This is a genomic window from Lentzea sp. NPDC004782 (genome assembly GCF_040609115.1).
Lineage (GTDB): Bacteria > Actinomycetota > Actinomycetes > Mycobacteriales > Pseudonocardiaceae > Lentzea.
The window spans coordinates 1-25,246 of record NZ_JBEXJN010000057.1; the positions used below are offsets into that span (position 1 = coordinate 1).

At 69.7% G+C, this 25,246-nt stretch carries 20 protein-coding genes and 1 pseudogene; 11 read left to right on the forward strand and 10 right to left on the reverse strand.

Features of this window, described 5'->3' with window-relative positions; translation table 11 throughout:
- The 3 genes and pseudogenes from ABZV40_RS36915 to ABZV40_RS36925 form a co-directional block, all read right to left on the reverse strand.
- Positions 1 to 422 (reverse strand): annotated as a pseudogene (locus tag ABZV40_RS36915) (carbohydrate ABC transporter permease); the annotation flags it as partial.
- Positions 419 to 1,381 (reverse strand): sugar ABC transporter permease, encoded by a 963-nt coding sequence (locus ABZV40_RS36920; RefSeq protein WP_355452712.1) that lies wholly within the window; start codon positions 1,379 to 1,381, stop codon positions 419 to 421. The gene ABZV40_RS36920 and the pseudogene ABZV40_RS36915, both read right to left, overlap by 4 nt.
- Positions 1,378 to 2,625 carry an ABC transporter substrate-binding protein gene (locus ABZV40_RS36925; RefSeq protein ID WP_355452834.1) on the reverse strand — a complete coding sequence of 416 codons (1,248 nt, stop codon included), beginning with the start codon at positions 2,623 to 2,625 and terminating at the stop codon, positions 1,378 to 1,380. The genes ABZV40_RS36920 and ABZV40_RS36925 overlap by 4 nt, the downstream gene beginning before the upstream one ends.
- Before the next feature lie 529 nt (positions 2,626 to 3,154).
- On the opposite strand from ABZV40_RS36925, the gene ABZV40_RS36930 reads away from it, so the two are divergent.
- Together ABZV40_RS36930 and ABZV40_RS36935 are read left to right on the forward strand one after the other, a co-directional pair.
- Entirely contained in the window at positions 3,155 to 4,057 is a 903-nt protein-coding gene (locus tag ABZV40_RS36930) for a LysR family transcriptional regulator (protein ID WP_355452715.1), read from the forward strand.
- A 101-nt stretch (positions 4,058 to 4,158) separates the two neighbouring features.
- Positions 4,159 to 5,184: a zinc-binding dehydrogenase gene (locus ABZV40_RS36935; RefSeq protein ID WP_355452718.1), complete on the forward strand. Its 1,026-nt coding sequence runs from the start codon at positions 4,159 to 4,161 to the stop codon at positions 5,182 to 5,184.
- Between the two features lie 265 nt (positions 5,185 to 5,449).
- On the opposite strand, the gene ABZV40_RS36940 is transcribed toward ABZV40_RS36935, so the two are convergent.
- On the reverse strand, positions 5,450 to 9,133 hold the full coding sequence (locus ABZV40_RS36940; RefSeq protein WP_355452721.1) for a glycoside hydrolase family 2 TIM barrel-domain containing protein: 3,684 nt from the start codon (positions 9,131 to 9,133) through the stop codon (positions 5,450 to 5,452).
- 167 nt (positions 9,134 to 9,300) lie between these two features.
- Between ABZV40_RS36940 and ABZV40_RS36945 the strand changes: the two genes are divergently transcribed.
- Positions 9,301 to 10,701 carry a BNR repeat-containing protein gene (locus ABZV40_RS36945; protein ID WP_355452724.1) on the forward strand — a complete coding sequence of 467 codons (1,401 nt, stop codon included), beginning with the start codon at positions 9,301 to 9,303 and terminating at the stop codon, positions 10,699 to 10,701.
- A 92-nt stretch (positions 10,702 to 10,793) separates the two neighbouring features.
- Here the strand turns inward: ABZV40_RS36945 and ABZV40_RS36950 are convergent, their stop codons facing one another.
- Both ABZV40_RS36950 and ABZV40_RS36955 read right to left on the reverse strand, forming a co-directional pair.
- Positions 10,794 to 11,255 carry a roadblock/LC7 domain-containing protein gene (locus ABZV40_RS36950; RefSeq protein WP_355452727.1) on the reverse strand — a complete coding sequence of 154 codons (462 nt, stop codon included), beginning with the start codon at positions 11,253 to 11,255 and terminating at the stop codon, positions 10,794 to 10,796.
- A gap of 5 nt (positions 11,256 to 11,260) precedes the next feature.
- On the reverse strand, positions 11,261 to 11,635 hold the full coding sequence (locus ABZV40_RS36955) for a hypothetical protein (protein ID WP_355452730.1): 375 nt from the start codon (positions 11,633 to 11,635) through the stop codon (positions 11,261 to 11,263).
- Between the two features lie 256 nt (positions 11,636 to 11,891).
- Here ABZV40_RS36955 and ABZV40_RS36960 point away from each other — a divergent pair, with 256 nt between their 5' ends.
- Positions 11,892 to 12,656 (forward strand): alpha/beta fold hydrolase, encoded by a 765-nt coding sequence (locus ABZV40_RS36960; RefSeq protein ID WP_355452733.1) that lies wholly within the window; start codon positions 11,892 to 11,894, stop codon positions 12,654 to 12,656.
- On the opposite strand, the gene ABZV40_RS36965 is transcribed toward ABZV40_RS36960, so the two are convergent.
- Entirely contained in the window at positions 12,640 to 13,155 is a 516-nt protein-coding gene (locus tag ABZV40_RS36965; RefSeq protein WP_355452735.1) for a DUF2076 family protein, read from the reverse strand. The two genes, ABZV40_RS36960 and ABZV40_RS36965, sit on opposite strands and share 17 nt — an antisense overlap.
- Positions 13,156 to 13,384: 229 nt before the next feature.
- On the opposite strand from ABZV40_RS36965, the gene ABZV40_RS36970 reads away from it, so the two are divergent.
- On the forward strand, positions 13,385 to 14,242 hold the full coding sequence (locus tag ABZV40_RS36970) for a phosphatidylinositol-specific phospholipase C/glycerophosphodiester phosphodiesterase family protein (RefSeq protein WP_355452738.1): 858 nt from the start codon (positions 13,385 to 13,387) through the stop codon (positions 14,240 to 14,242).
- Positions 14,243 to 14,329: 87 nt separating this feature from the next.
- Here the strand turns inward: ABZV40_RS36970 and ABZV40_RS36975 are convergent, their stop codons facing one another.
- The 3 genes from ABZV40_RS36975 to ABZV40_RS36985 form a co-directional block, all read right to left on the reverse strand.
- Positions 14,330 to 16,687: an FG-GAP-like repeat-containing protein gene (locus ABZV40_RS36975; protein WP_355452741.1), complete on the reverse strand. Its 2,358-nt coding sequence runs from the start codon at positions 16,685 to 16,687 to the stop codon at positions 14,330 to 14,332.
- Between the two features lie 202 nt (positions 16,688 to 16,889).
- Positions 16,890 to 18,104, reverse strand: a complete 1,215-nt coding sequence (locus ABZV40_RS36980; protein WP_355452744.1) for an MFS transporter — start codon at positions 18,102 to 18,104, stop codon at positions 16,890 to 16,892.
- Positions 18,105 to 18,186: 82 nt separating this feature from the next.
- Positions 18,187 to 19,143 (reverse strand): LysR family transcriptional regulator, encoded by a 957-nt coding sequence (locus ABZV40_RS36985; RefSeq protein WP_355452747.1) that lies wholly within the window; start codon positions 19,141 to 19,143, stop codon positions 18,187 to 18,189.
- An 85-nt stretch (positions 19,144 to 19,228) separates the two neighbouring features.
- On the opposite strand from ABZV40_RS36985, the gene ABZV40_RS36990 reads away from it, so the two are divergent.
- From ABZV40_RS36990 to ABZV40_RS37015, 6 genes are read left to right on the forward strand one after another with little or no spacing between them, the layout of a single operon-like run.
- Positions 19,229 to 20,191 carry a cyclase family protein gene (locus ABZV40_RS36990; RefSeq protein ID WP_355452750.1) on the forward strand — a complete coding sequence of 321 codons (963 nt, stop codon included), beginning with the start codon at positions 19,229 to 19,231 and terminating at the stop codon, positions 20,189 to 20,191.
- A gap of 23 nt (positions 20,192 to 20,214) precedes the next feature.
- Entirely contained in the window at positions 20,215 to 21,345 is a 1,131-nt protein-coding gene (locus ABZV40_RS36995) for an FAD-dependent oxidoreductase (RefSeq protein WP_355452752.1), read from the forward strand.
- A gap of 20 nt (positions 21,346 to 21,365) precedes the next feature.
- Positions 21,366 to 22,304 carry a VOC family protein gene (locus ABZV40_RS37000; RefSeq protein ID WP_355452755.1) on the forward strand — a complete coding sequence of 313 codons (939 nt, stop codon included), beginning with the start codon at positions 21,366 to 21,368 and terminating at the stop codon, positions 22,302 to 22,304.
- Between the two features lie 9 nt (positions 22,305 to 22,313).
- Positions 22,314 to 23,270, forward strand: coding sequence for a fumarylacetoacetate hydrolase family protein (locus tag ABZV40_RS37005; protein WP_355452758.1), 957 nt, complete (start codon positions 22,314 to 22,316; stop codon positions 23,268 to 23,270).
- Positions 23,267 to 24,010, forward strand: a complete 744-nt coding sequence (locus ABZV40_RS37010; RefSeq protein WP_355452761.1) for an SDR family oxidoreductase — start codon at positions 23,267 to 23,269, stop codon at positions 24,008 to 24,010. Before ABZV40_RS37005 ends, ABZV40_RS37010 begins: the two co-directional genes overlap by 4 nt.
- Before the next feature lie 12 nt (positions 24,011 to 24,022).
- Positions 24,023 to 25,201 (forward strand): alpha/beta fold hydrolase, encoded by a 1,179-nt coding sequence (locus tag ABZV40_RS37015; RefSeq protein ID WP_355452764.1) that lies wholly within the window; start codon positions 24,023 to 24,025, stop codon positions 25,199 to 25,201.
- Positions 25,202 to 25,246 lie beyond the last annotated feature (45 nt).

Consider the following 25,246-nt stretch of genomic DNA (forward strand, 5'->3'; position numbering starts at 1 on the left):
TTGGGCACGATGACGGCTTCGAGCTCGCCTGCCCAGCCGAACTCGGCCATCGCCATGTAGAGGGGGATGATGCCGAGCTGGGTCGGTACGGCGAGTGTGGCGACGACGAACACGAAGAGGATTCCGCGGCCGCGGAAGCGCAGTTTGGCGAAGGCGAACCCGGCCAGTGCGGAGAGCAGCACGACCGAGACGGTGACGGTGCCGGACACGATGAAGCTGTTGCCGAGTGCTTTCCAGAACGGGATGGCGTTGAACACGCGTGCGGCGTTGGTGAAGAAGTGCCCGCCGGGGATCAGCGAGAAGTCGCCGTTGACCGCGGCGCCGTCACGGCTCGCGACCAGGAACGACCAGTAGAACGGGAAGGCCGACCCGAGCACGAACGCCGCGAGGAAGCCGTAGACCACAAAGGACGGACGCTTCATCGCACGGCCTTCCTGGTGAGCCAGAAGTTGAACCCGGCGACCCCGATGATGATCAGGAACAGGGTCCACGCGAGGGCGGAGGCGTAGCCGAGGTCGAGCTGCTGGAACGCCGTCTGGTACAGGTAGAGCACGACGGTCTGGAACTGGTGCTGCGAGCCGCCGCCGTTGCCGCCGGCCGGGTCGAACATCTTCGGCTCGGTGAAGATCTGCAGACCGCCGATGGTCGACGTGACGATCACGAAGATCAGCGTGGGCTTGAGCATCGGCAGGGTGATGCTGAAGAACTGCCGCACGGCACCGGCGCCGTCGACCCGCGCGGCCTCGTACAGGTCGCGGGGGATCGCGAGCATCGCGGCGAGCACGATCAGCGCGTTGTAGCCGGTCCACCGCCAGTTCACCATCGACGCGATGGCGACGTGGCTGCCGAACGTGTCGGCCTGCCAGTCGATCGGGCCGATGCCGAACGTGGTGAGCACGGCGTTCACCAGTCCGTACTGCGTCCCGAACAGGTTGCCGAAGATGATCGTCAACGCGACCAGCGACGCGACGTAGGGCAGCAGCACGCCCATCCGCCACACCGTCCTGGCGCGGAGGTTGCCGGCGAGCAGCGCGGCGAGCACCACAGCGATGATCACCTGTGGCACGCTGGACAGCAGGAAGATGCTGACGGTGTTGATCAGCGCGTTCCAGAACTGCCCGTCGGCGACCAGCGTCCGGTAGTTCTCGACGCCGATGAACTTCGGGTCGTCCGCACCCAGCTCCCAGTCGAACAACGACACGTAGGCCGTGTACAGCAACGGGAACACCCCGACCGCGCCGAACAGCACGAAGAACGGCGCGACGAACAGGTACGGCGACACCTTGCTGTCCAGTTTGGACCAGCGATGACGGCGTGGAGGCCGCGAGCGGGCCGTGCCGGCCCGCTCGCGCTCCACCTCTTTTGTGAGGAGGGCGGTCACTTGGCCGCCTTCTGCGCCTCGGCGACCGCGGTCTTCCAGGCCTCGTCGGCGCTCTTGCCCTGTTCCTGGGACTGCAGTGCCGGACTGAACACGTTGTCCTGGATCTGGCCGTCCTTCGGGCCCTTGTACTGCGCCGCCGCGACCTTCTTCGCCTGTGCGGCGAACAGCGCGCCCGCCTTGATGTCACCGAAGTAGGCGTTCGTCTTCTCCAGCAACGCCGGGGCTTCGAGCGCCTTGACCTGGCTCGGGAACGTGCCCTTGGCCTGGAACGCCTTGATCTGCTGCTCCGGCGCGGTCAGCCAGGCCGCGAGCTCGGCGGCCTTCTTCGCGTTCTTGCTCTGCTTCGGCACGGTCAGGTACGAACCACCCCAGTTGCCGCCGCCGTTGGGGAACGCGTCGGTGACCGCCCACTTGCCCTTGTTCTCCGGACCCGCCTGCGTCTCGATGACACCGAGCATCCACGACGGGCACGTCTTGGTGGCGAACGAGCCCAGCTTGAAGCCGGTGTTCCACTCGTTGCTCCACGCCGCGAGCTTCGCCGACTGGCCCTTCGCCACCGCCTTCGTCACCGCGTCCCAGTCGGCCTTGATCGCGGGGTTGGACTCGACGACCAGCTTGTCGCTCTTGTCGAAGTAGCCGACCTCGTGCTGGTTGTGCATGGCGTTGAAGATCTGGGCGGAGCTGTCGAACCAGGCCACGCCACCGCTCTTGGCGATGAACTGGTCACCGGCGGCGAAGTAGCTGTCCCACGTCGCGAACAGCGCCTTCACGGCCTCGGGGTCCGAGGGCAGACCGGCTTTCTCGAACAGGTCCTTGCGGTAGCACATGGCCAGCGGGCCGATGTCCGTGCCGTACCCGATCAGCTTGCCGTCCTTGGTGGTGGCGGCGTCGGCCTTCCACTTCAGCCAGCGGTCGCTCGTGGCGTCCTTCGGGCCGATCTCCTTGAGGTCGTTGAACTGCCCGGCCTTCGACATGACCTGGGAGAGGTAGCCCTCCTCGATCGCCTCGACGTCGGCGAGTCCGGACCCGGCGCCGAGCTTGGTGAACAGGTTCTCGTGGTGGGGAGCGGCCTGGCCGGACTTGCGCTGCGTGATCTTCACGTCCGGGTGCGCGGCCTCGTACTCCTTGAACAGGTCCTCGTACCCGAACTCGTTGAACGTGGCGACGGTCAGCTCGGTCTTGCCGTCGGCTGTCTGGTTCGTCGCACTGCCTGAACCGCAGGCGGTCACGGTGGCAGCGGACATGGCGGCACACGCCAGCACGCTGATGAAACGGCGGGGAGGCACTGGAGAACTCCTCTGGTCTCGGCGGCGGTTTCTGGGAGCGCTCCCAGACCCGGGAAGTGTGATCGAGTGCGCTCCGGGGTGTCAAGGAATCTTGATGCGCCCGTAACCAAGGTTGATGGCCGACTGTGCTCGCCGTATCAGCCGAAGCCCGGTCTACATGCGGTTATAGGTGAATCCTGGTGCGCGTGCCCGCTGGGTCGCGGGTGGCGTGAAGCATCATCACCCACGTTTTGGCAACACGGATGAAAGGGTGAAATCTGGGAGCGCTCCCACATGATGAGCGCGTGAACGGGGCCGGACTCGCACCACGGCTGCTGCCGCGAGGTGAAAGGCCTGGTGTGGATGAAGGGCGCCTTCATCCACACCAGGTGGAGGAAGGCGCCCTTCATCGACCTCACCAGACGGCGAGTTGCGAACACGACTTCCGGCTACCTGCCTAGAGTTCAGTCGATCTCTTGTTGATCGTGACTGGTGATCGGAGCTTCCGGTGGATCTGCGGCAGATGGAGTACGCGGTCGCGATAGCCGACGAGCTGAGCTTCACCAGGGTCGCCGAGCGCTACCACATCGCGCAGTCCGGTCTCAGCCACCAGATCAACCAGCTGGAACGCGAGGTGGGAGCGCGGTTGTTCAACCGCACCAGCCGCCGGGTCGAACTGACCGCGGCGGGGGAGGTGTTCGTCGCCTGCGCACGAGGTGTGCTGCGGTCCGTTCAGGAGGCTTCCGCCGAGATCGCCGCGCTCGGCGGACGCGTCCACGGGCGCCTGCGCGTCGGTTCGCCGATGATCACGGCCTCGGACCTCGACGTGCTCGGGCTGTTGAGGGAGTTCCAGGAAACCTGCCCCGAGGTCGAGCTCCTCATGTCCGATGTGGGCGGTGTGACGGCGGTGAGCCATCTCCTGACCGGTGAGCTCGACATCGCGGTGCTGGGCCTGCACGAACACCAGTTGCCCGCGGAGCTTTCGCACCACCTGCTTCGGTTGCAGCCACTCGTGATCGTCGTCGGCCGGCGGCATCCGCTGCGGGGAACCGGTGTCGCGCACCTGGCACAGCTGGCGGACGAGCGCTTCCTCGAATGCAGCCAGGGCACCTCGCTGCGGCTTCAGGTGGACGCCGCGTTCGACCGGGCCCGCACGCGGCGTCGTGGCACGTGCGCGTTGCAGAGCGCCGCCGATCTCACGTCACTGGCCGTGGAGGGGATCGGCGTCACCGTGGTGCCGCGGCCCGTGGCGAATGCCGTCGTCCCGGCCGACCTCGCCGACTGCGTGCTGCACATCGACGATCCTCAGGCGCTGATCCCGCTGGCACTCAGTTGCCGAGCGCCGGCGCCTGCTTCCCCTGCGGCCCAGGCGTTCCTGCGACTGGCACTCGCCCGCCTCGGCCCTCGCTGACGCCTCGCATCGAAATCCTCGATCGTTGCGTGCACGTATTGATGTTGGTCACCGGTCGTGCCGGTCAGCATGATCGAGACAGGCCAGCTGAAGGGGTGTTCATGCCGATCGAGACGATGAAAGCGGTCCGGATCTCCCGACAGGGTTCACCGGACGTGCTCAGTTGCGAAGACCTGCCCGTACCCGCGATTCGCGCGAACGAAGTCCTGATTCGCAACGAGGCGGCGGGAATCAACTTCGCCGACACCGAACGGCGACGCGGCGGCTACTACCCGGTGGCCACCCCGCTGCCCTACGTCCTGGGCGGAGAGTTCTCGGGAGTGGTGGTGGCGGTCGGCGGCGAGGTCACCGGCTTGCACGCCGGGGACAGGGTCTTCGGGATCACCCACCCCGCCCGCTCCGGCTGTTACGCCCAGTACGTCGCAGCGCCGGCCGGTGAGGTGTTCCCGCTGCCGCCCGGCATCGGGTTCGCGGAGGCGACGGCGCTGCTGGTGCAGGGCCTGACCGCCTATCTCATGCTGCGCGACGGCGTCCGGCTCACCAAGAACGACTCCGTCCTCGTGCTCGCCGCCGCGGGCGGCGTCGGCTCGCTCGTCGTGCAGCTGGCCAGAATCATGGGAGCGGGCCAGGTCGTAGGCGCGGCGAGCACGCCGGAGAAACGGCAACTGGTGCTCGGCCTGGGCGCCGACTCGGTGATCGACTACACGCAACCGAGGTGGCACAACGAAGTCCTGCGCACAACCGGCGACCGGGGCGTGGACGCGGTGCTGCTCTCCGGCGGCGGTGAGATGCTCAGCGAGGCGGCGGCCAGCCTGGCGCCGTTCGGCCGTCTCGCGGTGTACGGCACGGCGAACGGGGAAATGCCGGTCATCGACTTCATGAACGGACTGCCCAATCAGGTCCTGATGAACCTGTCGTTCACCTTGTTCGCTCTGCAGTTCTACTTCGTCCACGCCCGTTCCGAGCTGGCGTCGGCACTGGAAGAGCTGGTCGGCTTCGTGCGCGAGGGCCGGCTGCGGCTCGTCCTCGGTCCGCAGCTGCCGTTGTCGGCGGCGGCCGAGGCGCACCGGCTGCTGGAGGGGCGGCAGAGCACGGGGAAGATGGTCCTGCTGCCCTGGGCGGACTGAGACGGTAGAACAGCCGCATCCCGGCTCTGGCGGAGATGTGGCTGTGTCGTTCGCGACTCGCCGTCTGGTGAGGTGGATGAAGGGCGCCTTCATCCACACCAGGTGGAGCAAGGCGCCCTTCATCCACGTAATGGTCCGGCAGACGGGTTGCGGACGAGACTTCCCGTAGGTCTCGACGCGCGCCTGGCGGAGCCGGCGGACTGTCCACAGCGGAGCTGGTTGGTGTGCCGGTGCCGGCCCGCCGCTCGGCACCGGCACACCTGTCTCAGGCGCCCGCCGGGCGGCCCGTCCAGGCCTCCTGCGAGGTGAGCGGCCGCATCGTGAGCGTGTACTCGTAGGTGCTGTCCGGCCGGACCTGGTAGCGCTGCCGCACCGGGTTCGGCGTGTCACCGACACCGGTCACGGCGTTGTCGGCGTGCAGGGTGTAGTAACCCTTGTTGCGCTGCAACATGAACGGGTACGCGGCGCGCTCGATGTCGTCGTACTGCGTGACGCTGACGTCGCGGGCGCCCGACACCAGCAGGCCCGAGGTTCGGCCGTCGGTGAGCAGCGCCCACCGGGTGTCGGTGTGGTTGCCGTGGTCCTGCGGGCGGTGGTACTCGACGTACTGGTCGGCCACCTTCGACGAGTGCACGCCGATCGGGGTGCCGTCCCTGCGGTCGCCGTAGCTCTCCGCCTTGCGGCCGTACCACGAGAAGGTCGAGTACCGGTCGGGCACGGACAGCTGGACGCCGATGCGCGGCAGGTACGGCAGCGTGCGCATGGCGCCCTGCGGGGTCACCTTGTGCCCGAGGTTCAGCACGCCGGCGGAGTCGATCGCGTAGACCATGGTCTGGTCGAACCAGGCCCCGGCCACGCCGGGTGCGGCGACCCTGCTGTCCACGACGATCCGGACGGTCTTGCGGTCTTTCTCCACGTGGACACCCGTCACGGTGGTCTCCAGCCGGTCGAGGCCGGCACGCCGCCAGTCCTCGCCCTCGGCCCGGCCCCACGTGTACGTCTCGTTGCTGATCGGCGCTCGCCACGCGTCGAGCTTCGGTCCGCTGGCCAGCAGCTCCCGGCCCCACGACCTGATCGACGTCAGCGCGCCGGACTTCTTGTCCACGGTGTAGGTCGTGCCGGCCGCGGTCGCGATGACCTCGTCCGCGTCGTCGTGGGTGAACACGGCCGCCCAGTCGAGCGGGGTGCGGTCCAGGCCGGGGATGCGGGTGCCGCCGAGCGGGAACTGGTCGTGCGCGAGCACGTGCCGATCCCGTGTGACCGCTTCGACGGTGAGGAACCGCTCGCGGTCGGATGCCTTGGCGGGCAACGGGATCGTGCCGGTCGTGGCCGCCGCGACCCGAAGCGGCTGCGCGCCGTCCGCGACCGTGCGGGACCCCTCGGTGACCCGCCAGCGCAGGGTGAGGTCGTCGGTGCCGGTGAACTGGCGTTCGTTCGTCACCGACAGCACGCCGCCGGCGTAGGCGAACCGCAACGGCTGGTGCACCCAGGCCAGCTGCGCGGTCTCCGGTTGCGGCGTGCGGTCCGAGCCGATCAGACCGTCCACACCGGACAGCGTCGATCCGTACGCCAGGTGGGTGCCGCGTTCCTGGACGCGGTCGAAGTCCAGCGCCAGCACGGCGCCACCGGCCGGGGTGGCCGCCTTGAGCTCGTCGGCGGACAGCGCCCGGTCGTAGATGCGCACGTCGTCCACGTCACCGCTGGCCAGCCTGCCGACGGTGGACGGGTCGGTCCACGACATCTCGAAGTCGCGGCCGATGTTCACGTCGGCCGCCGAGTAGTCGATCGCGCCGGTGAACGGCAGACTGGCGACCTCCGCGCCGTCGATGTACAGGCGCACCGCGGTGCCGTCGTAGGTGCCGCTGACCCGGTGCCAGTTGCCGTAGAAGCCGGCGGGCACCTTGGCCTGCACCGCTCGCCACGTGCCGCTGTGGATGAAGAACTCCAACGTGGTCTCGTTCTTCATCTTGAGCGTCCACTGGTGGTCGCCCTTGGCGATGATCGGGAACTGGCCGGTCCACCTGCCCGGCTTCACCCACGCGTCCAGGGTGAGCGCGGTGCCGGTGATGTCGAGCTTGCGGTCGCGGTAGACCTCGACGAAGTCGTCGAGCCCCGACAACGACAACGCCTTCCCGCGATGGCCGTCGACGAGTTTCGGCGCGCCGGACAGCAGTGCGGTGATGTCGTTGCCGGACGTGTCGGGCGTGGTGCGGGTCTTCTGCCGGATGTTCTGCTCGGCCCAGTCCCAGATGAACCCGCCCTGGGTCTGCGGGTTGGCGCGGATGACGTCCCAGAACTCGCGGAAGTTGCCGAGGCTGTTGCCCATCGCGTGCGCGTACTCGCCGAGGATCAGCGGCTTGGTCGTGCTCTTCGCCTGCTCGGCGAGCCGTTCCGGTGACGGGTAGCGCGGGCCCCACACGTCGGCGAACGGCGCGTCGCCGTCGGGGTTGTTGGACTGGTGGTAGACCGGCCGCGACGGGTCGTAGGCCTTGACCCACTTCGCCATGTCGTAGTGGTGCGCGCCGAGACCGGCCTCGTTGCCGGTGTCCCACATGAAGACGCTCGGGTGGTTCTTGTCGCGCTCGACCATCGCGATCATGCGGTCCATGAACGCGTCACGCCACTCGGGCTGGTTCGCCTCGCACCACCGCGCGCAGTTCTCGTGGTCGTGCGTCTCGATGTCGACCTCGTCGTCGATCCAGATGCCGTGGCGGTCGGCGAGCTCGTAGAAGTACGGGTCGCTCGGGTAGTGCGAGGTGCGGACGGCGTTGACGTTGAGCTGTTCCATCAGCTCGACGTCGCGTTCCTGCGCCGGGCGCGGCACGTGCCGGCCGTGGTCGGCGTTGGTCTCCGCGCGGTTGACGCCCTTGAACAGCACGCGTTTGCCGTTGACCAGCAACGTCCGGTCGCGGATCTCGATCTTGCGGAAACCGGTGGTCTCACTGGTGATGTGCTGCTGCCCGTCCGGACCGGTGAGGGTGAGCACGACCGTGTAGAGGTTCGGTGTCTCGTCCGTCCACTTGGCAGGGTCGCGGACCGGGATGGTCAGCCGTGCCGTGCTGCCGGACACGTCCTGGCTCGCGGAACCGACCTCCCTGCCGCGCGGGTCGCGCAGGCCGGCCGTGACGCGGTGCCCGTCGGCGCTGCCACCGAGCTCGACGTCCGCGGTGAGCGTCGCGTCCGTGTAGGTGGCGTCGAGATCGGTCCTGAGCGTGACGTCCTGGATGAACGTGGCGGGCGTCGAGTACAGCGACACCGAGCGGAAGATGCCGCTGTAGCGCCACTGGTCGTAGTCCTCCAGGTAGGAACCGGCGCCCCAGCGGTGCACCTGCACGGCGATCCGGTTGCGGCCCGGCCGCAGCACCGGGGAGATGTCGAACTCGGCGGGGGAGTAGCCGCCCTGGTCGTAGCCCACGTACTTCCCGTTGACCCACACGAAGTAACCCGACGTCACGCCCTCGAAGCGCAGGAAGGTCTCGCGTTTCACCCAGTTCGCGGGCAGGTCGAAGTCACGGGCGTAGGCGCCGGTCGGGTTGATGTCGCGCGGCACGCGGGGCGGGTCGTCCGGCTGCACCTCGGTGGCGATGTTGCGGAAGATCGGGTGGTCAAGGCCGTCGGTCTGCCACGTGTGCGGCACCGTGACCGTGCGCCAGCCGGAGGTGTCGTAGCCGTCGGAGTAGAACCGCGCGGGCACGTCGGCCGGCCGGTCCGCCATGGCGATGCGCCACTTCCCGTCCAGCGACAGCGTGAACGGCGTGCGTTCGTCACGGCGTGCAGCGGACCTGACGTCGGCATACGGGCGCAGGAACGCGTGGTGCGGCTGCTGTCCCTCGGCGATCATGCGCGGGTTCTCGAGGTAGGTGTGCACGTCCGGGGGAGGGTCGGCAGCGGCGGCGGTCGGTGTCACCGCGCCCGTCACAATCGACAGCACTGCCGCAAGAACCGTCACGTGCCGCACGCTGAACCTCCATGTTCAGACATAACTGAACACAAGTGAACAGTCGGTGCTGGAGGCCGACAAGGGGCCGGGAGGTCCGTATCGATCACAGACTTCGGGGTGTTATCGAACTGAACGCCCCCTTGCGTTCGATTTTGTTCGAAACCACGCTGCCGTCCATGGTCACGTCCTCCGCCCGCCTGGTGACGGCCGCCGCCGTCGTCGCCGCATTCGGCATGCCGGGCGTCGCGCAGGCGCAGCCAGGTGCCAGCCTGGTGTCCGACACGCTGCTCGACGCCTCGGCGTTGTACTTCGTGTCCTACGACGGCGTGGTGAACAACAACTCGTTCCAACAGGACGCGATCCTGACCTACCGAGGGCATCAGTACGCCACCTGGTACACGGCCAGCCGCAACGCCGTGATCGCCCGGCGCACGGTCGGTGGCACGCGGTGGGAGACCGTGGTCCTGCCGCACCAGCTCAGCGTCGACGACTCGCACAACGTGATCTCGCTGGGCATCTCGCCGCAGGACGGCACGATCCACGTCGCCATGGACACGCACAACACGCGGCTGTACTACCTGCGTTCCACCGCCGGGCTCGCGGACGGGGCGGGGGAGTGGAACGCGGCCGCGTTCGGCGAGGTGCAGCGCACCCTCGGCGGGGTCGAGCTCGGCGGGATGACGTACCCGCAGTTCCTCGTCACGCCGGAGGGCGGTCTGCAGTTCAGCTACCGCACCGGCGGTTCCGGCAACGGCGTCAACGAACTGGCCGAGTACGACGGCGGCGTGTGGCGCAAGCTCGGCGCGTGGACGTCCGCGACCGGCTCCTACACCGGGCCGAACGGGGTCGTGTCGACCACGCGCAACATGTACCTGCACGGACTGACCTATGACCACAGTGGACGATTGCACGCGGCGTTCACTTGGCGTGAGGGCAACTCCGGCGTGCTCTGCAACTCCGGTGGGCTCACGAACCACGACACCGGTTACGTCTACAGCGACGACCGCGGCCGCACGTGGCGCAACGGCGCGGGCACCGCGGTGGGCACGACGGGCGGCAGCCCGGTGGGCATCGGCTCACCCGGCCTTCTCGCCGACCCGCTCGACCCGAACCACGGCCTGATGAACCAGGAGAGCCAGGCCGTGGACGCCCAGGGCCGCCCGCACGTGGTGATCAGCTACGTGCCGGGCCGGTTCACCCAGTGCGTCACGAACTACGCCCAGCAGCGCGCCCAGTACGGCCGCGCGTTCCACGTCTTCCGCGGCGCGGACGGGAAGTGGACCAAGATGGAGGTCCCGATCCCGCCGGAGCACACGCAGCGCACGAAGATCGTCTTCGACCGCGCGGACAACGCGTACCTGGTGATGCCGCGCGGGAAGATCGTGTCGGCGAGCCGGGCGAGCGGGTGGACGGACTGGACGACCGTGTTCGACCGCCCGTCGCTGCGGGCGTTCGGCGAGGTCAACGTGGACACGTCCCGCGTTGCGTCCCAGGGGATTCTCTCCGTGCAGTACCAGCAGACCTCCAGCGGTACGACGCCGTCGCCGATCCGGGTGGCGGACTTCCGGCTGGGATGACGTGACCGCGCGGCTGACCGGGAGTGGCGGCTCTCCAGATCAGCCGGTTCGCGCGGTCCGGCTGGGCGACCGGTGCGGGGCTCGTCAGTGGATCACGAGCTCCGCCCGGTCGCGACAGCGTTCTGCAGCAACGACAACGCCTGCTTCGCCACGACGTTGAACATGCCCATCGTGGTGTCGCGCGAGCCGAACACCACCAGCAACGCGTCGGCGTCCACGGGGAACACGCCGACCTGGCCGTCGTCGCCCTCGAAGAACACCGCTCGCGTGCCACCGATCCCCGCCTGCGCGGTGAACTGGCTCGCCAGACCGGCGGCCGCCGCGGCCATCGCCGCCACGCCGTCGGTCTCGACGTCACGCGTGACGCCGCACAGCACCAGGCCGTCCCGCGTCGCGACGAGCACGCCGTTGATCGCGACGGCGTCGATGTCGGCGTGGATCTCCAGCAACGCCTTGGTCATCGTCTTCGCGTCGGCACCGGACGGAGGCCGGGTCGTCGGTTCGTGCGGCGCCAGGGTCAGTCCGCGCTTGCGCGTGGGCAGCGCACCGGACATCCCCGTCACACCGTCAGGTCGGCTTCGATGGACCTGAGGCTGTGCCTCGCCAGGGCCAGGTTGGACCGCTCCCGGTCCAGCACCAGGTAGAGGAAGAGCCGCGAACTGCCCCGGTTGGACGATCCCAGCAGGCGGATCAGGTGGTACTGCCGCTGCAGGGTGATCAGGATGTCCTCGATGTCGTCGTTCAGCTTGAGCGCCGAGATCACCCGTTGCTTGGCGCGCACGACATCGGTGTTGCCGGCCGCCGCCACCTCCAGGTTCAGCCAGTCGCCACCGCCCATCGTGCCGAGGGACATCCCGCTGTCGTAGTCCACGAGCGCGACGCCCAGTGCCCCGCTGATGGTCATTGCTTCTTTCAACGCCGTTTCGATGTTCATTCGACGATTTCCCCTCGTACGTGACCGGATCACCCTACGTCGCAAGGAATCGAGCAAACATACCCGTTCGGAGCAAGGTCCATTCAGGAGCCCTATTCGATGATCGTTCGACTCGAACGCGGTTCGACTTGCGCCGGTCGGCCGTATCGCACGCGGCATGCGCCTCTACAAAGGACGTCCTGTTCGGATGATCGCTCGTCCGGCTCGTGAGGACGGTGATCAACCACCCTCACCCCCTTGCGGCATGCTGTGTCCCGTGGTCCACGTCTTGGGTTCGGATGTGCACGTCGTGACGGACGGACCGGCGGACGCGCCGCCGGTCGTGCTGACGTGCGGGCTGGCCGGCGCGATCGCCGACTGGGACGCCGTGACGGAGCTGTTGTCGCCCAGAGCGCGGGTGCTGCGGTTCGACCGTCCTGGAACCGGCGCGAGCACGCCGTCACCGCAGCCACCCTCGGCGCGGCGTGAGGTGGCGGTGCTGGACGCGGTGCTCGGTGCTGGTGAACCCGCGGTCGTCGTGGGGCATTCACTCGCCGGGCTGCACGTGGAGGCGTTCGCGCGGCTGCGGCCCGAGCGCGTGCGGGGCGTCGTGCTCGTCGATCCGAGCCTCGCGCCACCGGGAGCCGGCCGGCCGTTCGACGCCGGCGCGGTGCTCGCCACCGCACTCGTGCGGCTGGGCGCGGCCTTGGTGGCGGCGCGGTGCGCCAGCGCGTTGCTCGCCGTGCTCGGCAGGCCACCGGTGCCCGCCGCCGCCGTGGCGGAGCTCGCCGGTTACGCGGACCTGGTCGCCGAGGTGGATGCGCTGCGCCGCGCGCATCCGTTGCCCGACGTGCCGTGGTGGGTCCTCACCGCGGGTGCGCGGAGAAGCGTCGTGGCCGTCCACGAATCGATGGCCGGCCTTGCACCGCGCGGCGTGCATCGCCTCGTGCCGGAGGCGTCGCACATGATGCAGCTCGACGACCCTGCCGCCGTGGCGGACGCCGTGCTGCGATGCCTGCCCGAGCTCAGAACAGGTCGGTGAAACCGAAACCCTCGTCCTCGCCCTGGGCTTCCTGGACGTGACTCTGCTGGTCGTCGCTGAACAGCTCGTTCACACCCGCGACCAGCAGCGCGCCACCCGCGACACCCGCGGCGGCCGCGGCCGCCGTCTTCAGGAAGCCACCGCCCTGCCGGGGCTGCTGCCCGTACGCCGGGTTCTGCCCGTAGCCGGCCTGCTGGCCGAATGCGGGGTTGTAGCCGGGCTGCGGCGCGAACGCGGGGTTGTAACCGGGCTGCGGGGCGAAGGCCGGGTTGGGGTTCGGGGTGAAGGCGGGCTGGGGAGCGGCGGCGGTCCGCGCCTGGGCCTGCTTCAGCGCCTCCTCCTGCAGCAGAACGGCCTGCACGAGCAGGTAGACGGCGTTCGGCTGGGACGCGATCTGCTGCGCGATCAGCTCGGCGGCCTGCGGGTCCTGCGCCACCGGAGGCGCCTGCCGCAGACGGTTGGCGAGGCCGAGGATGAGGTCGCGGTCGTGCTGGTCCATGGTGATCTCCTTTGCTCACCGTCAATGTTCGTCGCGGGGGACCACCCGCGGACATCGGTGACCCGGCCCCTGCGCCCCGCCGACCGGCTGGTGGTGCTCAGCCGATCGGCGGGCGCGTGGCCGAACACACCACGCTCTGATTTCCACGGCAGTTCGCCCAATCGTCGATCACGAAGCGCGCCGGTGGTGGCAGCATCGCCCGTGCCCGGTGAGCAGAGAAAGGGAATCAATGAAGCGATCGACGCTGTCCGTTCTCCTGGCGCTGCTCGGGGCTGTTGCCGCCGGCGTGCCCTCGCCCGCGGTTGCCGCAGCGGCACCCGTGCAGCCGCTCGAACGCGCGCATGCGCACAACGACTACGAGCACACTCGTCCGCTGGACGACGCCCTCGACAACGGGTTCGGGTCGGTGGAGGCCGACGTGTGGCTGGTGGACGGCGAGCTCCGCGTGGCACACGACCTGGCCGGCACGCGACCGGGCCGCACCCTGCGCAGCCTCTACCTCCAGCCGCTCGCCGAGCGGGTGCGCGCCAACAGGGGCAGCGTCTACCCGCACTGGCGCGGTTCCCTGCAGCTGCTCGTCGACGTGAAGAGCGACGGGCCCTCCACCTACCGCGCGGTGGACGAGGCGCTGCGCGAGTTCCGTCCCATGTTCACCCAGTGGACCAACGGTCACGAACGGCGTGGCCCGGTCGAGGTGGTCATCAGCGGGAACCGGCCGCGTGAGGACATGCTCGCCCAGCGCCGCCGCCTCGCCGGGTACGACGGGCGGCTGAGCGATCTCGGCACCGGCACACCGGCCACGTTCATGCCGCTGGTCAGCGACAACTGGACGAACCACTTCACGTGGCAGGGAGCAGGCCCGATTCCGGCACTGGAACGGGAAAAGCTGCGCCGCATCGTCGCGCAAGCGCATGCCGCCGGGTACCGGGTGCGGTTCTGGGCCACGCCGGACGTGGCCGGAGCACCGCGGGAGGCGGTGTGGCGCGAGCTGATCGCCGCCGACGTAGACCAGATCAACACCGACGACCTGGTGGGACTGCGCGAGTTCCTCCTGGCGAACGACCCGGCGGAGCGCCACGCGGCCTGAGCAGACCACGCGGCAGAGCGATGAACGGCGCATTCGTACACCTCAGGTGGACAAATGCGCCGTTCATCGTTGTTGTCGCGGCCTCGGTCAGAGGATCGACGCCGCCGGGGTCGCCGCCCAGGTCGGGAAGTCCGCGACGCCGGCGTTGGTGACGCCGAACGTGCCGTTGCCGTTGGAGAACGCCACCGGGATCGAGCCCCAGCCGGCGACACCGGTCAGCGCCAGGTCCGTCCTGCCGTCGCCGTTGAAGTCACGCGCCACGAGTTCGACGCCCGGAGAGTTCGCCCACGTGGGGAAGTCCGCGACACCGGCGTTGGTGACGCCGAACGTGCCGTTGCCGTTGGAGAACGCGACCGGGATCGAGCCCCAGCCCAGGCCACCGGTCAGCGCGATGTCCGTGCGGCCGTCGCCGTTGAAGTCCTTGGCCACGATCCGGACGCCCGCCGTCGTCGCCCAGGCCGGGAAGTCCGCGACACCCGCGTTGGTGACGCTGAACGAGCCGTCACCGTTGGAGAAGGCCACCGGGATCGAGCCCCAGCCCTGCACGCCGGTCAACGCGAAGTCCATCCGCCGATCGCCGTTGAAGTCGCCGGTGAGCACCTTGACGTTCGGTGTCGCCGCCCATCCGGGGAAGCTCCCGACACCCGCGTTCGTGATGCTGAACGAGCCGTCACCGTTGGCGAACGCGACGGGGATCGAACCCCAGCCCGGCACACCGGTCAGTGCGATGTCGGTACGTCCGTCGCCGTTCACATCGCCGGCCACCAGCTTCACGCTCGGCGTGTTCGCCCAGGTCGCGAAGTCCCCGACGCCGGCGTTGGTGACGCTGAACGTCCCGTTGCCGTTGGAGAACGCGACGGGCACGGAGCCCCAGCCGGCACCGCCCGCCAGTGCGATGTCCGTGCGGCCGTCGCCGTTGAAGTCACCGGTGACGATCTTGACGCCCGGTGTGGTCGCCCAGACCGGGAAGTCGGGCACCCCGGCGTTCGTGATGGTGTACGTGCCGTCGCCGTTGGAGAACGCGACCGGGATGGAGCCCCAGCCGGAGGGGCCGGTCAGCGCGATGTCGGTGCGGCCGTCGCCGTTGAAGTCACCGGTCAGCAGCTTCACGCCGGGCGTGCTCGACCAGGTGGCGAAGTCCGGCACACCCGCGTTGGTGACGCCGAACGCGCCGTTGCCGTTGGAGAACGCGGTCGGGATCGAGCCCCAGCCGGGTACACCGTTCAACGCGATGTCGCCGCGCCCGTCGGCGTTGTAGTCCGCCTTGGTGTCCGTCACGCCGTCGGAGACCGGCGCGTACAGCAGCAGGTTCGGCGAGCCGGCCGGATCCGTGATCGCGTTCGGGGTCGCGTTGGTGAGCAACGCGTTCGCCACGAGCGGCGGGGTGTCGTACGGGTGGTTCGCCAGCCACAGCGCCGCCGCGCCCGCCACGTGCGGGGTCGCCATCGACGTGCCGCTGATCGTGTTCGACGCCGTGTCGCTGGTGTTCCACGCCGATGTGATGCCCGTTCCGGGCGCGAACAGGTCGGTGCAGGAGCCGAAGTCGGACGAGGAGGCGCGGCGGTCGTTGACGTCGGAGTTGTTGACGGTCAACGCCTCGGTCACCCTGGCAGGGGAGAAGTTGCACGCGTCCGCGTTGCTGTTGCCGGAGGCGATGGCGTAGGTGACGCCCGACGCGATCGAGTTCCGCACGGCCTGGTCGACCGCGGCGTTCGCCCCACCGCCCAGGCTCATGTTGGCGACAGCGGGCCGCACGGCGTTGGCGGTCACCCAGTCGATGCCGCTGATCACGCCCGTCCACGATCCGGAACCCGAGCAGTTCAGCACCTTGACGGCGACCAGGTTCACGTTCTTCGCGATGCCGTACTCGGCGCCACCGATGGTCCCGGCGACGTGCGTGCCGTGCCCGTTGCAGTCGGTGTTGTTGTTGTCCCCAGTGGTGTTCGTGCCCCAAGCAGCCCGGCCGCCGAACGTGGCGTGGCTCGTCCTGATGCCGGTGTCGATCACATAGGCGCGCACGTTCGCCGCACGTGACTCGAACGTGTACCGGCTGTCCCGCGCGTTCTGCCGCTGGTCGACCCGGTCGAGGCCCCACGACGGCGGGCTCTGCTGCGAGTCGGTGAGGTGGACTTCGCCGTCCTGCTGGACGTACGACACGGCCGGGTCCTTCGCGAGGCGGGCGGCCTGGGCCGCGCTCATCCGCGCGGCGAAACCGTGCAGGGCGTGCTGCCAGGTGGCCGTGACCGTGCCGCCGTACCTGCCGGCCAGCGCGGCCGAAGCGGTGATCGTGTTGTCTTTCAGGACGACGACATAGCTTCCCGGAATGGCTCCGGAAACGGCCCGCACGGCAATGGGTTCGGCATTCGCCGATACCGCGGAGGCGCCGATCAGAGCAATCGCGACCGCGCTTGCTCCGACCAGACGCGAGGATCTCAGCGTAAGCATGAAGATCTACTTTCGTTCGGGTGACGAACATCTCTCACCCAGTCGATCCTGCTGATTTGATCAGTTGCGAGATAGTGCGGTGAATTGCCATAGCGGGAATACGTCAACGGTTTCGGCCGGCCGGGGAATGGACATGGGTCCGGATGGGTGCGGCAGTCGAACGAAGAAACCGGCGTCGGTCGAGCCGACATCCACCGCACCGTCAGGCGATGCGGAGGAACCGGACGCCGAGGGCCACGAAAAGGGCGACGGCTCCCACCGCGAGCAGGGCCGCGGACAGGCCACTGAGGGCGCCGGCGAGAGCCAGCACGGCGAGCGGGCAGGCGAATTGGCCGATGAACACGGCCGAGGTCCAGATTCCCGTTCCCCTGCCGCGTTGTGCGAAGGTCAGGGAGCCCAGCGCCCAGGTGAGCAGAGCGGGGAGCATCAGGCCGTTGCCCAGCCCGGCGATCACGGCGCTGACGGCGACCATCGGCACGGTGCCGGCGAGTGCGAGGCCGAGGATTCCGAGCCCGCACAGGACGAACGCGGCCGGGACGATGATCGCCGGGCCGAAGCGGGCGACGCGGGCGTACACGGCGGCGGCGATCGCGGTGGCCAGCGAGCCGATGGCGCTGACCGCGCCGATGGTGGCGGTGGACGTGACACCGATGCGATCGAGCACATAGGACAGTTCGACGATGAGGACGTAGAACACGAGCCCACCGATTCCGCTGACGCCGACCGGGACGAGCAGCGTCCGCCACGGCAGTGCGGGCAGCGTCGCTCGCGACTGGGCGGGCGGCTGCCAGATGTGGCGGGCGGCCAGGAACGCGAGCGGCAAGCTGACCGCGTAGAGCCAGAACGGGGTGCGCCACCCGCTCGCGCCGAGCAGCCCTCCCACGGCGAAGAACACGGTCGCCGCGACGGTGGTGCACACGACCTGGAGCCCGAAGTAGCGCTGACGCCGGGTGCCGTGGAAGTAGTCGGCGAGCAGGGTCGTGCAGCAGGTCATGATCGCGGCCTCGGTCAGGCCGACCAGCACGCGGCTGGCGACGATGAGCGGCAGGGAAGCCAGCCACAGCGGCGCGGTGCCGACGACGGCGTAGACGAGCAGGGCACCGACGAGCAGCCGCTTGCGCCCGAGGCGGTCGACGATGCGACCGGCCAGAGGCGCGGTGAGACCGATGACGAGGGCGGGCACGGTCAGCACGACGGGCGTGAGCGTGGCGACGCCGGGGGTGTCGGCGAAGGCGTTCTGGATGGCGGGGAGAACGGGTGCGAGCAGCACCGCGCCGAGCACCGACAGACAGCTGGACAGCAGGAGCACCACGGCTTGGGCGGTACCGGCGGGCCTGCCGGTAGCCGGGTTCTGGCCGGTGGCCGGGTCCTGGACAGACGCGGCGACGGGGTGCGCGGAAAGCGTGTGGTCCGACACGGGCATCTCCGGGGGTGTGGGCGCAGGTCCTCGATGACCTGCGTCACGCCGAAGTGTCGGCAGCCGTGCACCGGCGGGGAAATCACTTCTGCCTAAGTGGACCATCCGTGCCGTCGATGTGGATCTCGTCGCCGATCGTGCTCGCGGTCGCGCGCACGAAAAGGTCGCGCAGGTAACGGTGTTCGGGGTCGTCGTCGTGCATGGGATGCCACCACATGGCCTCCACCAGCGGACTGATCTCGACCGGGCACGGCAGCACGCGCACGCCGAGCTCGCCGGGGACGCGGTCCGCCAGCCGCCGCTGGAGCAGGGCGATCCGGCCGGTGTCGCGGACCAGGCCCGGCACGGTCAGGAACGTCTCGGTGACCACCTGGATGTGCGGCTCGACACCGGACATGCGCATCTGCCGCACGGCCGGCGTGTACGCGGTGGGCCCGTGGTAGGTGACCACCCACGGCATGGTCGCCAGCTGCTCGACGGTGAGGGCGTCGCCGACCTCGTCGTTGCCGGCCGCGACGAGACACACCCACTCGTCGCGGTAGAGGTCGTGGTGGGGCAGGTCCTCGACGAACCCGTGCGGGATGACCATGAGATCGGCGTTGACCAGCGTCCTGGCGGCGTCGTCGACCAGGCTGGTGGTGTTGGAGATCATCCGCAGCCGGGTGCCCGGTGCCTCGTCCGCGAGCAGCCGTGCCACCGCCGAACCGAGGGTGGCCACCGCGTAGTCACTGATCAGCACGGAGAACTCGCGGGTCGACGACGCGCGGTCGAAGTCCGGCTCGGCGGCGAAGACCCGCTCCGCACCGGACAGCACCGCCCGCACGCGTTCCTTGAGCTGGATCGCGAGCGGGGTGAGCCGGTACTGGTTGCCCGCCCGCGCCAGCAGGTCGTCGTGGAAGTGCCGGCGCAGGCGGGCGAGCTGGGCCGACACCGCCGGCTGGCTGAGTCCCATCTGTTCGGCGGCACGGGTGACGCTGCGCTGCTGCAGCAGCGCGTCCAGCGCCACCAGCAGGTTCAGGTCGAGGCGCGCGAGGTTCACGACCGGAACGGTATCAACGGCAGTGATACCGCGCATAGACGAATTCGGCTTCCCTGATGCGCGCCGTGACCGCGATCGTCTGGTCATGGACCGGAACGATCCCGAGGGCGCGATCGCGGCAGCGGCCAAGCGGTGCTCCAACTGGGGCCGCTGGGGCGCCGGCGACGTCCTGGGCACCCTGAACTTCCTCACCGACGCCAAGCGCAGGGAAGGCGCGGCGCTCGTCCGCAGGGGTGCCAGTTTCTCGCTGGCCCAGCGGTTCGACGGCAACGGCCCGCAGCGGGGCTGGCGGCGGCGCACCAACCCCGTGCACACCATGCTCGACACGGGCGTGGACGCCGAGCGCGGCACGCAGGGCTTCCCGCACGGCATCGGCGGCGCCGACGACGTGATCTTCATGCCGTTGCAGGCCTCGACGCAGTGGGACGGCCTCGGCCACATCTTCGACCACGGGCTGGCCTACAACGGCCGCCGTGCCGGTGACGTCGTGACCAGCGAGGGCGACCGGATCACCGGCATCGAGACCACGGCCGGGCTGATCGCGGGCCGCGGCGTGCTGCTGGACGTCGGTCGTGTGTCCGGTGTGGACGGTGAGCTGCCCGACGGCCTCGCCATCACCGCCGAGCACCTGGAAGCCACCATCGCGGCACACGGGCCCAGCGCGCGGGTCGGCCGAGGTGACCTCGTGCTGGTGCGGACGGGACGGCTGACCAGGGCCAGGCGGGAGGGCTGGGGCGACTACGCGGGCGGCGACTCGCCGGGCCTGTCCTTCACCACGCTGGACTGGTTGCACCGCACCGAGATCGCCGGGATCGCGACCGACACGTGGGGCCTCGAGGTGAGGCCCAACGAGTTCGACGGCGCGTTCCAGCCGCTGCACCAGGTGGCGATCCCGCACATCGGCCTGTTCCTGGGGGAGATGTGGGACCTCGACGCGCTCGCCGCGGACTGCGCGGTGGACGGGGTCCACGACTTCTGGCTGACCGCCGCCCCGCTTCCGGTGACGGGCGCGGTCGGCGCCCCGGTCGCCCCCATCGCAGTCAAGTAGACCGCACGGACGAAGGAGTCCTCATGCCCGCGGTGAACAACGTGCTCGTGATCGGCGGTGGTCTCGCCGGGACGGCCACGGCGATCCAGCTCGCGCGACACGGCGTGGCCGTCGATCTCATCGAGGTCAAGCCCGACATCGCCGCCATCGGTTCCGGAATCACGTTGCAGGGCAACGCCTTGCGCGTGTTGCGCCAACTGGGGGTGTGGGGCCGCGTCAGCAGGGCGGGGTTCGCGTACAACAGTCTCGGTCTGCGCGCACCCGACCGCGACGGCACCCTGCTCGTCGAGTTCCCGGACGTGCGCAGCGGTGGTCCCGACCTGCCTGCCACGCTGGGCCTGCCCCGTCCGCTGCTGGCGCGGATTCTGCTGGACCAGGCGGCCGCGACCGGTGTGAAGACGCGTTCCGGGCTCACCGCGACCGGGCTGGAACAGGACGGCACCGGTGTCGGCGTCACCCTCACCGACGGCTCGACGAGCCGGTACGACCTCGTGGTCGGTGCCGACGGCATCCGTTCGGCGACCCGCCGGATGCTCGGCATCGAGCTCGAACCGGAGCCGAACGGCATGGGGATCTGGCGGGTGTTCGGTCCCCGCCCGGCGAGCGTGACCCGCACCGACCTGTTCTACGGCGGGCCGTGCTACCTCGCGGGCTACACCCCGACCGGGGAGAACTCGCTCTACGCCTACGTCGTCGAGGACGCCGGTGACCACAGTGGACTGACAGCGGAACAGCGGCTGGCGCGGGTGCGTGACCTCGCCGCGGCCTACCACGGACCGTGGGACGAGATCCGGTCCACGCTCACCGATCCGAGCCGGGTCAACTACACCGGCTTCGAGACCCACCTGCTGCCTGCACCGTGGCACCGCGGCCGGGTCGTGCTCATCGGCGACGCCGCCCACTCCTGCCCGCCCACCCTCGCGCAGGGCGGCGCCCAGGCGCTGGAGGACGCGGCGGTGCTGGCCGAGCTGCTGATCGGCCACGACGTCCTGGACGACGACCTGTGGGACGCGTTCACCGCGCGCCGCCACGCCCGCGCCGCGGAGGTCGTGGCGGCGTCGAACCAGATCGCCCAGTGGCTGCTCGACCACGAGCAGGGCGACGTCCCCGGCCTCGTCCACCGCATCGGTGCCCTCGTCTCCCAGCCGGCCTGACTTCCCCCGGAGGAACCACCGTGACCGACCGCCTGATCACCCACCTGAGGCACGTCGACCTCGCCGTGCCCGACCTCGCCCGGCAGCAGGACTTCTTCACCGGCGCGTGGGGACTCACCGCCGAGCACGGCGACACCGGCATCTCTTTCCTGGCCGCCGAAGGCTCTCCTGAGCAGTACGTGGTCCGGCTGCGCCAGGCCGCCGACAAACGCATCGACCTGATCGCCTTCGGTGCCGCGAGCGCTGCCGACGTCGACGCCCTCGCCTTCCGGCTGGCCGTCGCGGGCGTCACGCTCGTCAGCGAGCCGGGCGTGCTGCAGACCCCCGGCGGCGGCTACGGATTCCGCTTCTTCGACAACGAGGGCCGCACCGTCGAGGTCAGTGCCGACGTCGCGATCCGCAGGCACCGCAAGGTCGAGGAGGGCGAGTCCGTCCCGGTGCGACTGTCGCATGTGGTCGTCAACTCCGCCGACCCGGAAGGAACCGTCGCGTTCTACGAGCGCCACCTCGGCTTCCGGCTGTCCGACACGCTGATGCATCCGCGGATGGGCGAGATGATGTGGTTCCTGCGGGTGAACTCGTGGCACCACAGCATGGCCGTCGCCCGCGGTCCGCACCCGTCGCTGCACCACGCGTCCTTCGAGCTGCGCGGCCTCGACGAGTACATGCGCGGCACCGGCCGTCTGCTGCGGGCCGGCGTGGAGAAGATCTGGGGTCCCGGCCGGCATCTGGCCGGCAACAACACCTTCAGCTACTTCCTCGACCCGCACGGCAACACCGTCGAGTACACGACCGAGCTGGACGAGGTCGACGAGGACACCTGGCACCCGCACCTCTACGACTTCAGCCGGCCCGAGGTCTCCGACCAGTGGGGCACGGCCAACGCGATGAACGAGTTCGTCGCGCAGAAGTCCTTCAACGACCCCGACAAGGGCCTGTTCGTCGCCCCGCCCGTGTGAGGACCCCCGATGCGTTTCGCCACCTGCCAACTGGACGGCTCGGTGCACGCGGGCGTTGTCTCGGACGACGGCCTGCACACCCTGCCTTCCGGCACCACCGTCCTCGACCTCGTCCGCGCCGGACTGCCGGCGGCACTGGCCGCCGGCACCGCGGCGCTCACCGGTCCACCCACACCGCTTGACCGGGTCCGGCTCCTGCCGCCGCTGGCACCGCCCACCGTCCGGGACTTCGTGGCGTTCGAGGAGCACGTGGAAGGCGTCGTCGCGAGCGTGTCCGGCGGCACCGGCGTGCCCGCGGAGTGGTACGAAGCGCCGACGTTCTACTTCACCAACCCCTACGCGCTCATCGGCGCCCACGACGACGTTCCGGTACCGCCGGGCTCGCGGCTGCTCGACTTCGAACTGGAGGTGGCGGCGGTCGTCGGCCGTGACGGGTCTTCTTTGACGCCCGCCCAGGCCCGTGACGCGATCTTCGGCTACACCGTGTTCAACGACTGGTCCGCCAGGGACCTGCAACGCCGCGAGATGAAGGTCGGCCTCGGCCCGGCCAAGGGAAAGGACTCCGCCACCACGCTCGGCCCGTGGCTCGTGACGGCCGACGAACTCGCGCCGTTCCACGACGAGGACGGCTTTCTCGCGCTGGACATGCGGGTTTCGGTCAACGGCGTCGAGATCGGCCACGACGTGCTGTCGAACATGGGGTGGCCCTTCGCGGAACTGGTCTCCTACGCCTCCCGCGGCACGTGGGTCCGCGCCGGGGACGTGCTCGGGTCGGGCACCTGCGGCAACGGCGGCTGCCTCGCCGAGCTGTGGGGCAGGCGCGGTGAGCAGGACCCGCCGGCGCTGCGGCCGGGTGACGTCGTCGAGATGACCGTCGAGGGCATCGGGACCATCCGCAACCGGGTCGTGCCCGGGATCGAACTGCCGCCGGTCCGCGCTGCCCGTCCCCGGACGCGTGCCCGGTGACGGGCCGGGTGGCCGGGAAGGTCGTGCTCGTCACCGGTGCCGGTAGCGGACTGGGCGCGGCAGCGGCACGTCTGCTCGTCGCGGAGGGCGCCGAGGTGATCGGCGTCGGCCTCGACCTCGCCGACGAGTCCGGTGTGGACTTCCACCGGCTCGACGTCACCGACCGGGACGGCTGGTCCGATCTCGTCGCCCACGCCGCCCGGCGGTACGGGCGGATCGACGGCCTGGTCACCAGCGCGGGCATCACCCTGCGCGCGCGGCTGGGCGAGGTCGATCCGGCGGACCTCGCCCGCGTCCACGAGATCAACGTCGGCGGCGTGCTGCTGGCCGTCCAGTCCGTGCTGCCGCTGATGAGCACGGGCGGCTCGATCGTCACCGTCGGCTCGGCGGCGGCGCTGACCGGGCACTACCCGCTCGCCTACACCACCAGCAAGTGGGCCGTGCGAGGACTGGCGAAAAGCGCCTGCCTGGAGCTCGGTGGTCGCGGCGTCCGCGTGAACGCCGTGCATCCCGGCTACATCGAGACACCCATGACCGCGTCGGCGTCCCCGGCGTTCCGCGACGCGAACATCGCCGAGACACCGTTGGGCCGCACCGGATCCGCTGACGAGGTCGCGCCGCTGGTGGTGTTCCTCATCAGCGACGACGCCTCGTTCATCACCGGCGCCGAGATCCCCGTCGACGGCGGCCTGACCGCCCACGGCGGCGTGAAGTCGATCAGCGACGCCCTCCGCCCCTGAAAGGACCAAACCGTGTTCGAGTACTTCCCCGGCAACTACGTGTGGAACCTGAGCGTCGTGGCCACGCTCAACAGCGGCGGCCTGATCGACGAGGTGGACCGCGCCTGCCGGCCGATCCGCGAGGCCGCCGGGCGCGGTGAGGACGCGGGCACCGCCGAGTTCCTCCAGGCCTGGACACAGCTGGCCGACACGCTGGTCGGCCAGGCGGAGGCAGCCGAGAAGGCCGGCCGGACCCGCAACGCGGGCCGCCTCTACGCGCGGGCGACGAACTACCTGGTGCAGGCCGAACGCATGCAAAGCGCGTCCTCCACCGATCGCATCGCCACCTACGAGCGGTGTCTCGACCTCATGCAGAAGTCCTTCGCTCTGGCGGATCCCCGCACCAGCCGGGTCTCCATCCCCTTCGAGGGCACCACCCTGCCCGCGTACTTCACCAAGGCGCCCGCGGCCGACCACGGCCCGGCGCCCGTGATGATCATGTGGAACGGCCTGGACAGCACGAAGGAGCACATCTACCTGTCCGGGATCTCCGACGAGCTCGCCGCACGCGGCATCTCGACGCTCATGGTCGACACCCCCGGCTCCGGCGAGGCGCTGCGCCTGGGCGGCCTGACGTCACGGATCGAGACGGAGGTGTGGGCCGCCGCGTGCGTCGACCACCTGGAGACCCGCGACGACGTGGACCCGCGGCGAATCGGCCTGGCCGGCTGGTCGCTCGGCGGGTACTACGCCCCACGGGCGGCCGCGTTCGAGAAGCGCCTCGCGCTCGTCGTCGCCTGGGGCGCCAACCACGACTGGGGCGAGGTGCAGCGCCGCCGCGTCGAACGCGAGGGTGAGCGGCCGGTCCCGCACTACTGGGAACACGTCCTGTGGGTGTGGGGTTTCGACGACCTCGACTCCTTCCTCACCTACGCCGACGACGTGCGCCTCGACGGAGTCGTGGAGAAGATCACCGTGCCGTTCCTGATCTGCCACGGCGAGAACGACAGGCAGATCCCTCTCGCCTACGCGCACCGCTCCCACGACCAGGCGGTCAACAGCCCCAAGCGCGAGCTGCGGATCTTCACCGCCGCCGAGGGCGGCGCGGAACACATCGGACTGGACCACCTGCCGCACGTCCGGGACTTCGTCGCCGACTGGGTGGAGGAGACCTTCGCGAGCTTGCCTCACTCCTCTCGTGCGGCTGGGTGAGCGCCACTGCCCGCACACGCCTGGCCTGTGCCCGTACGCGACCGC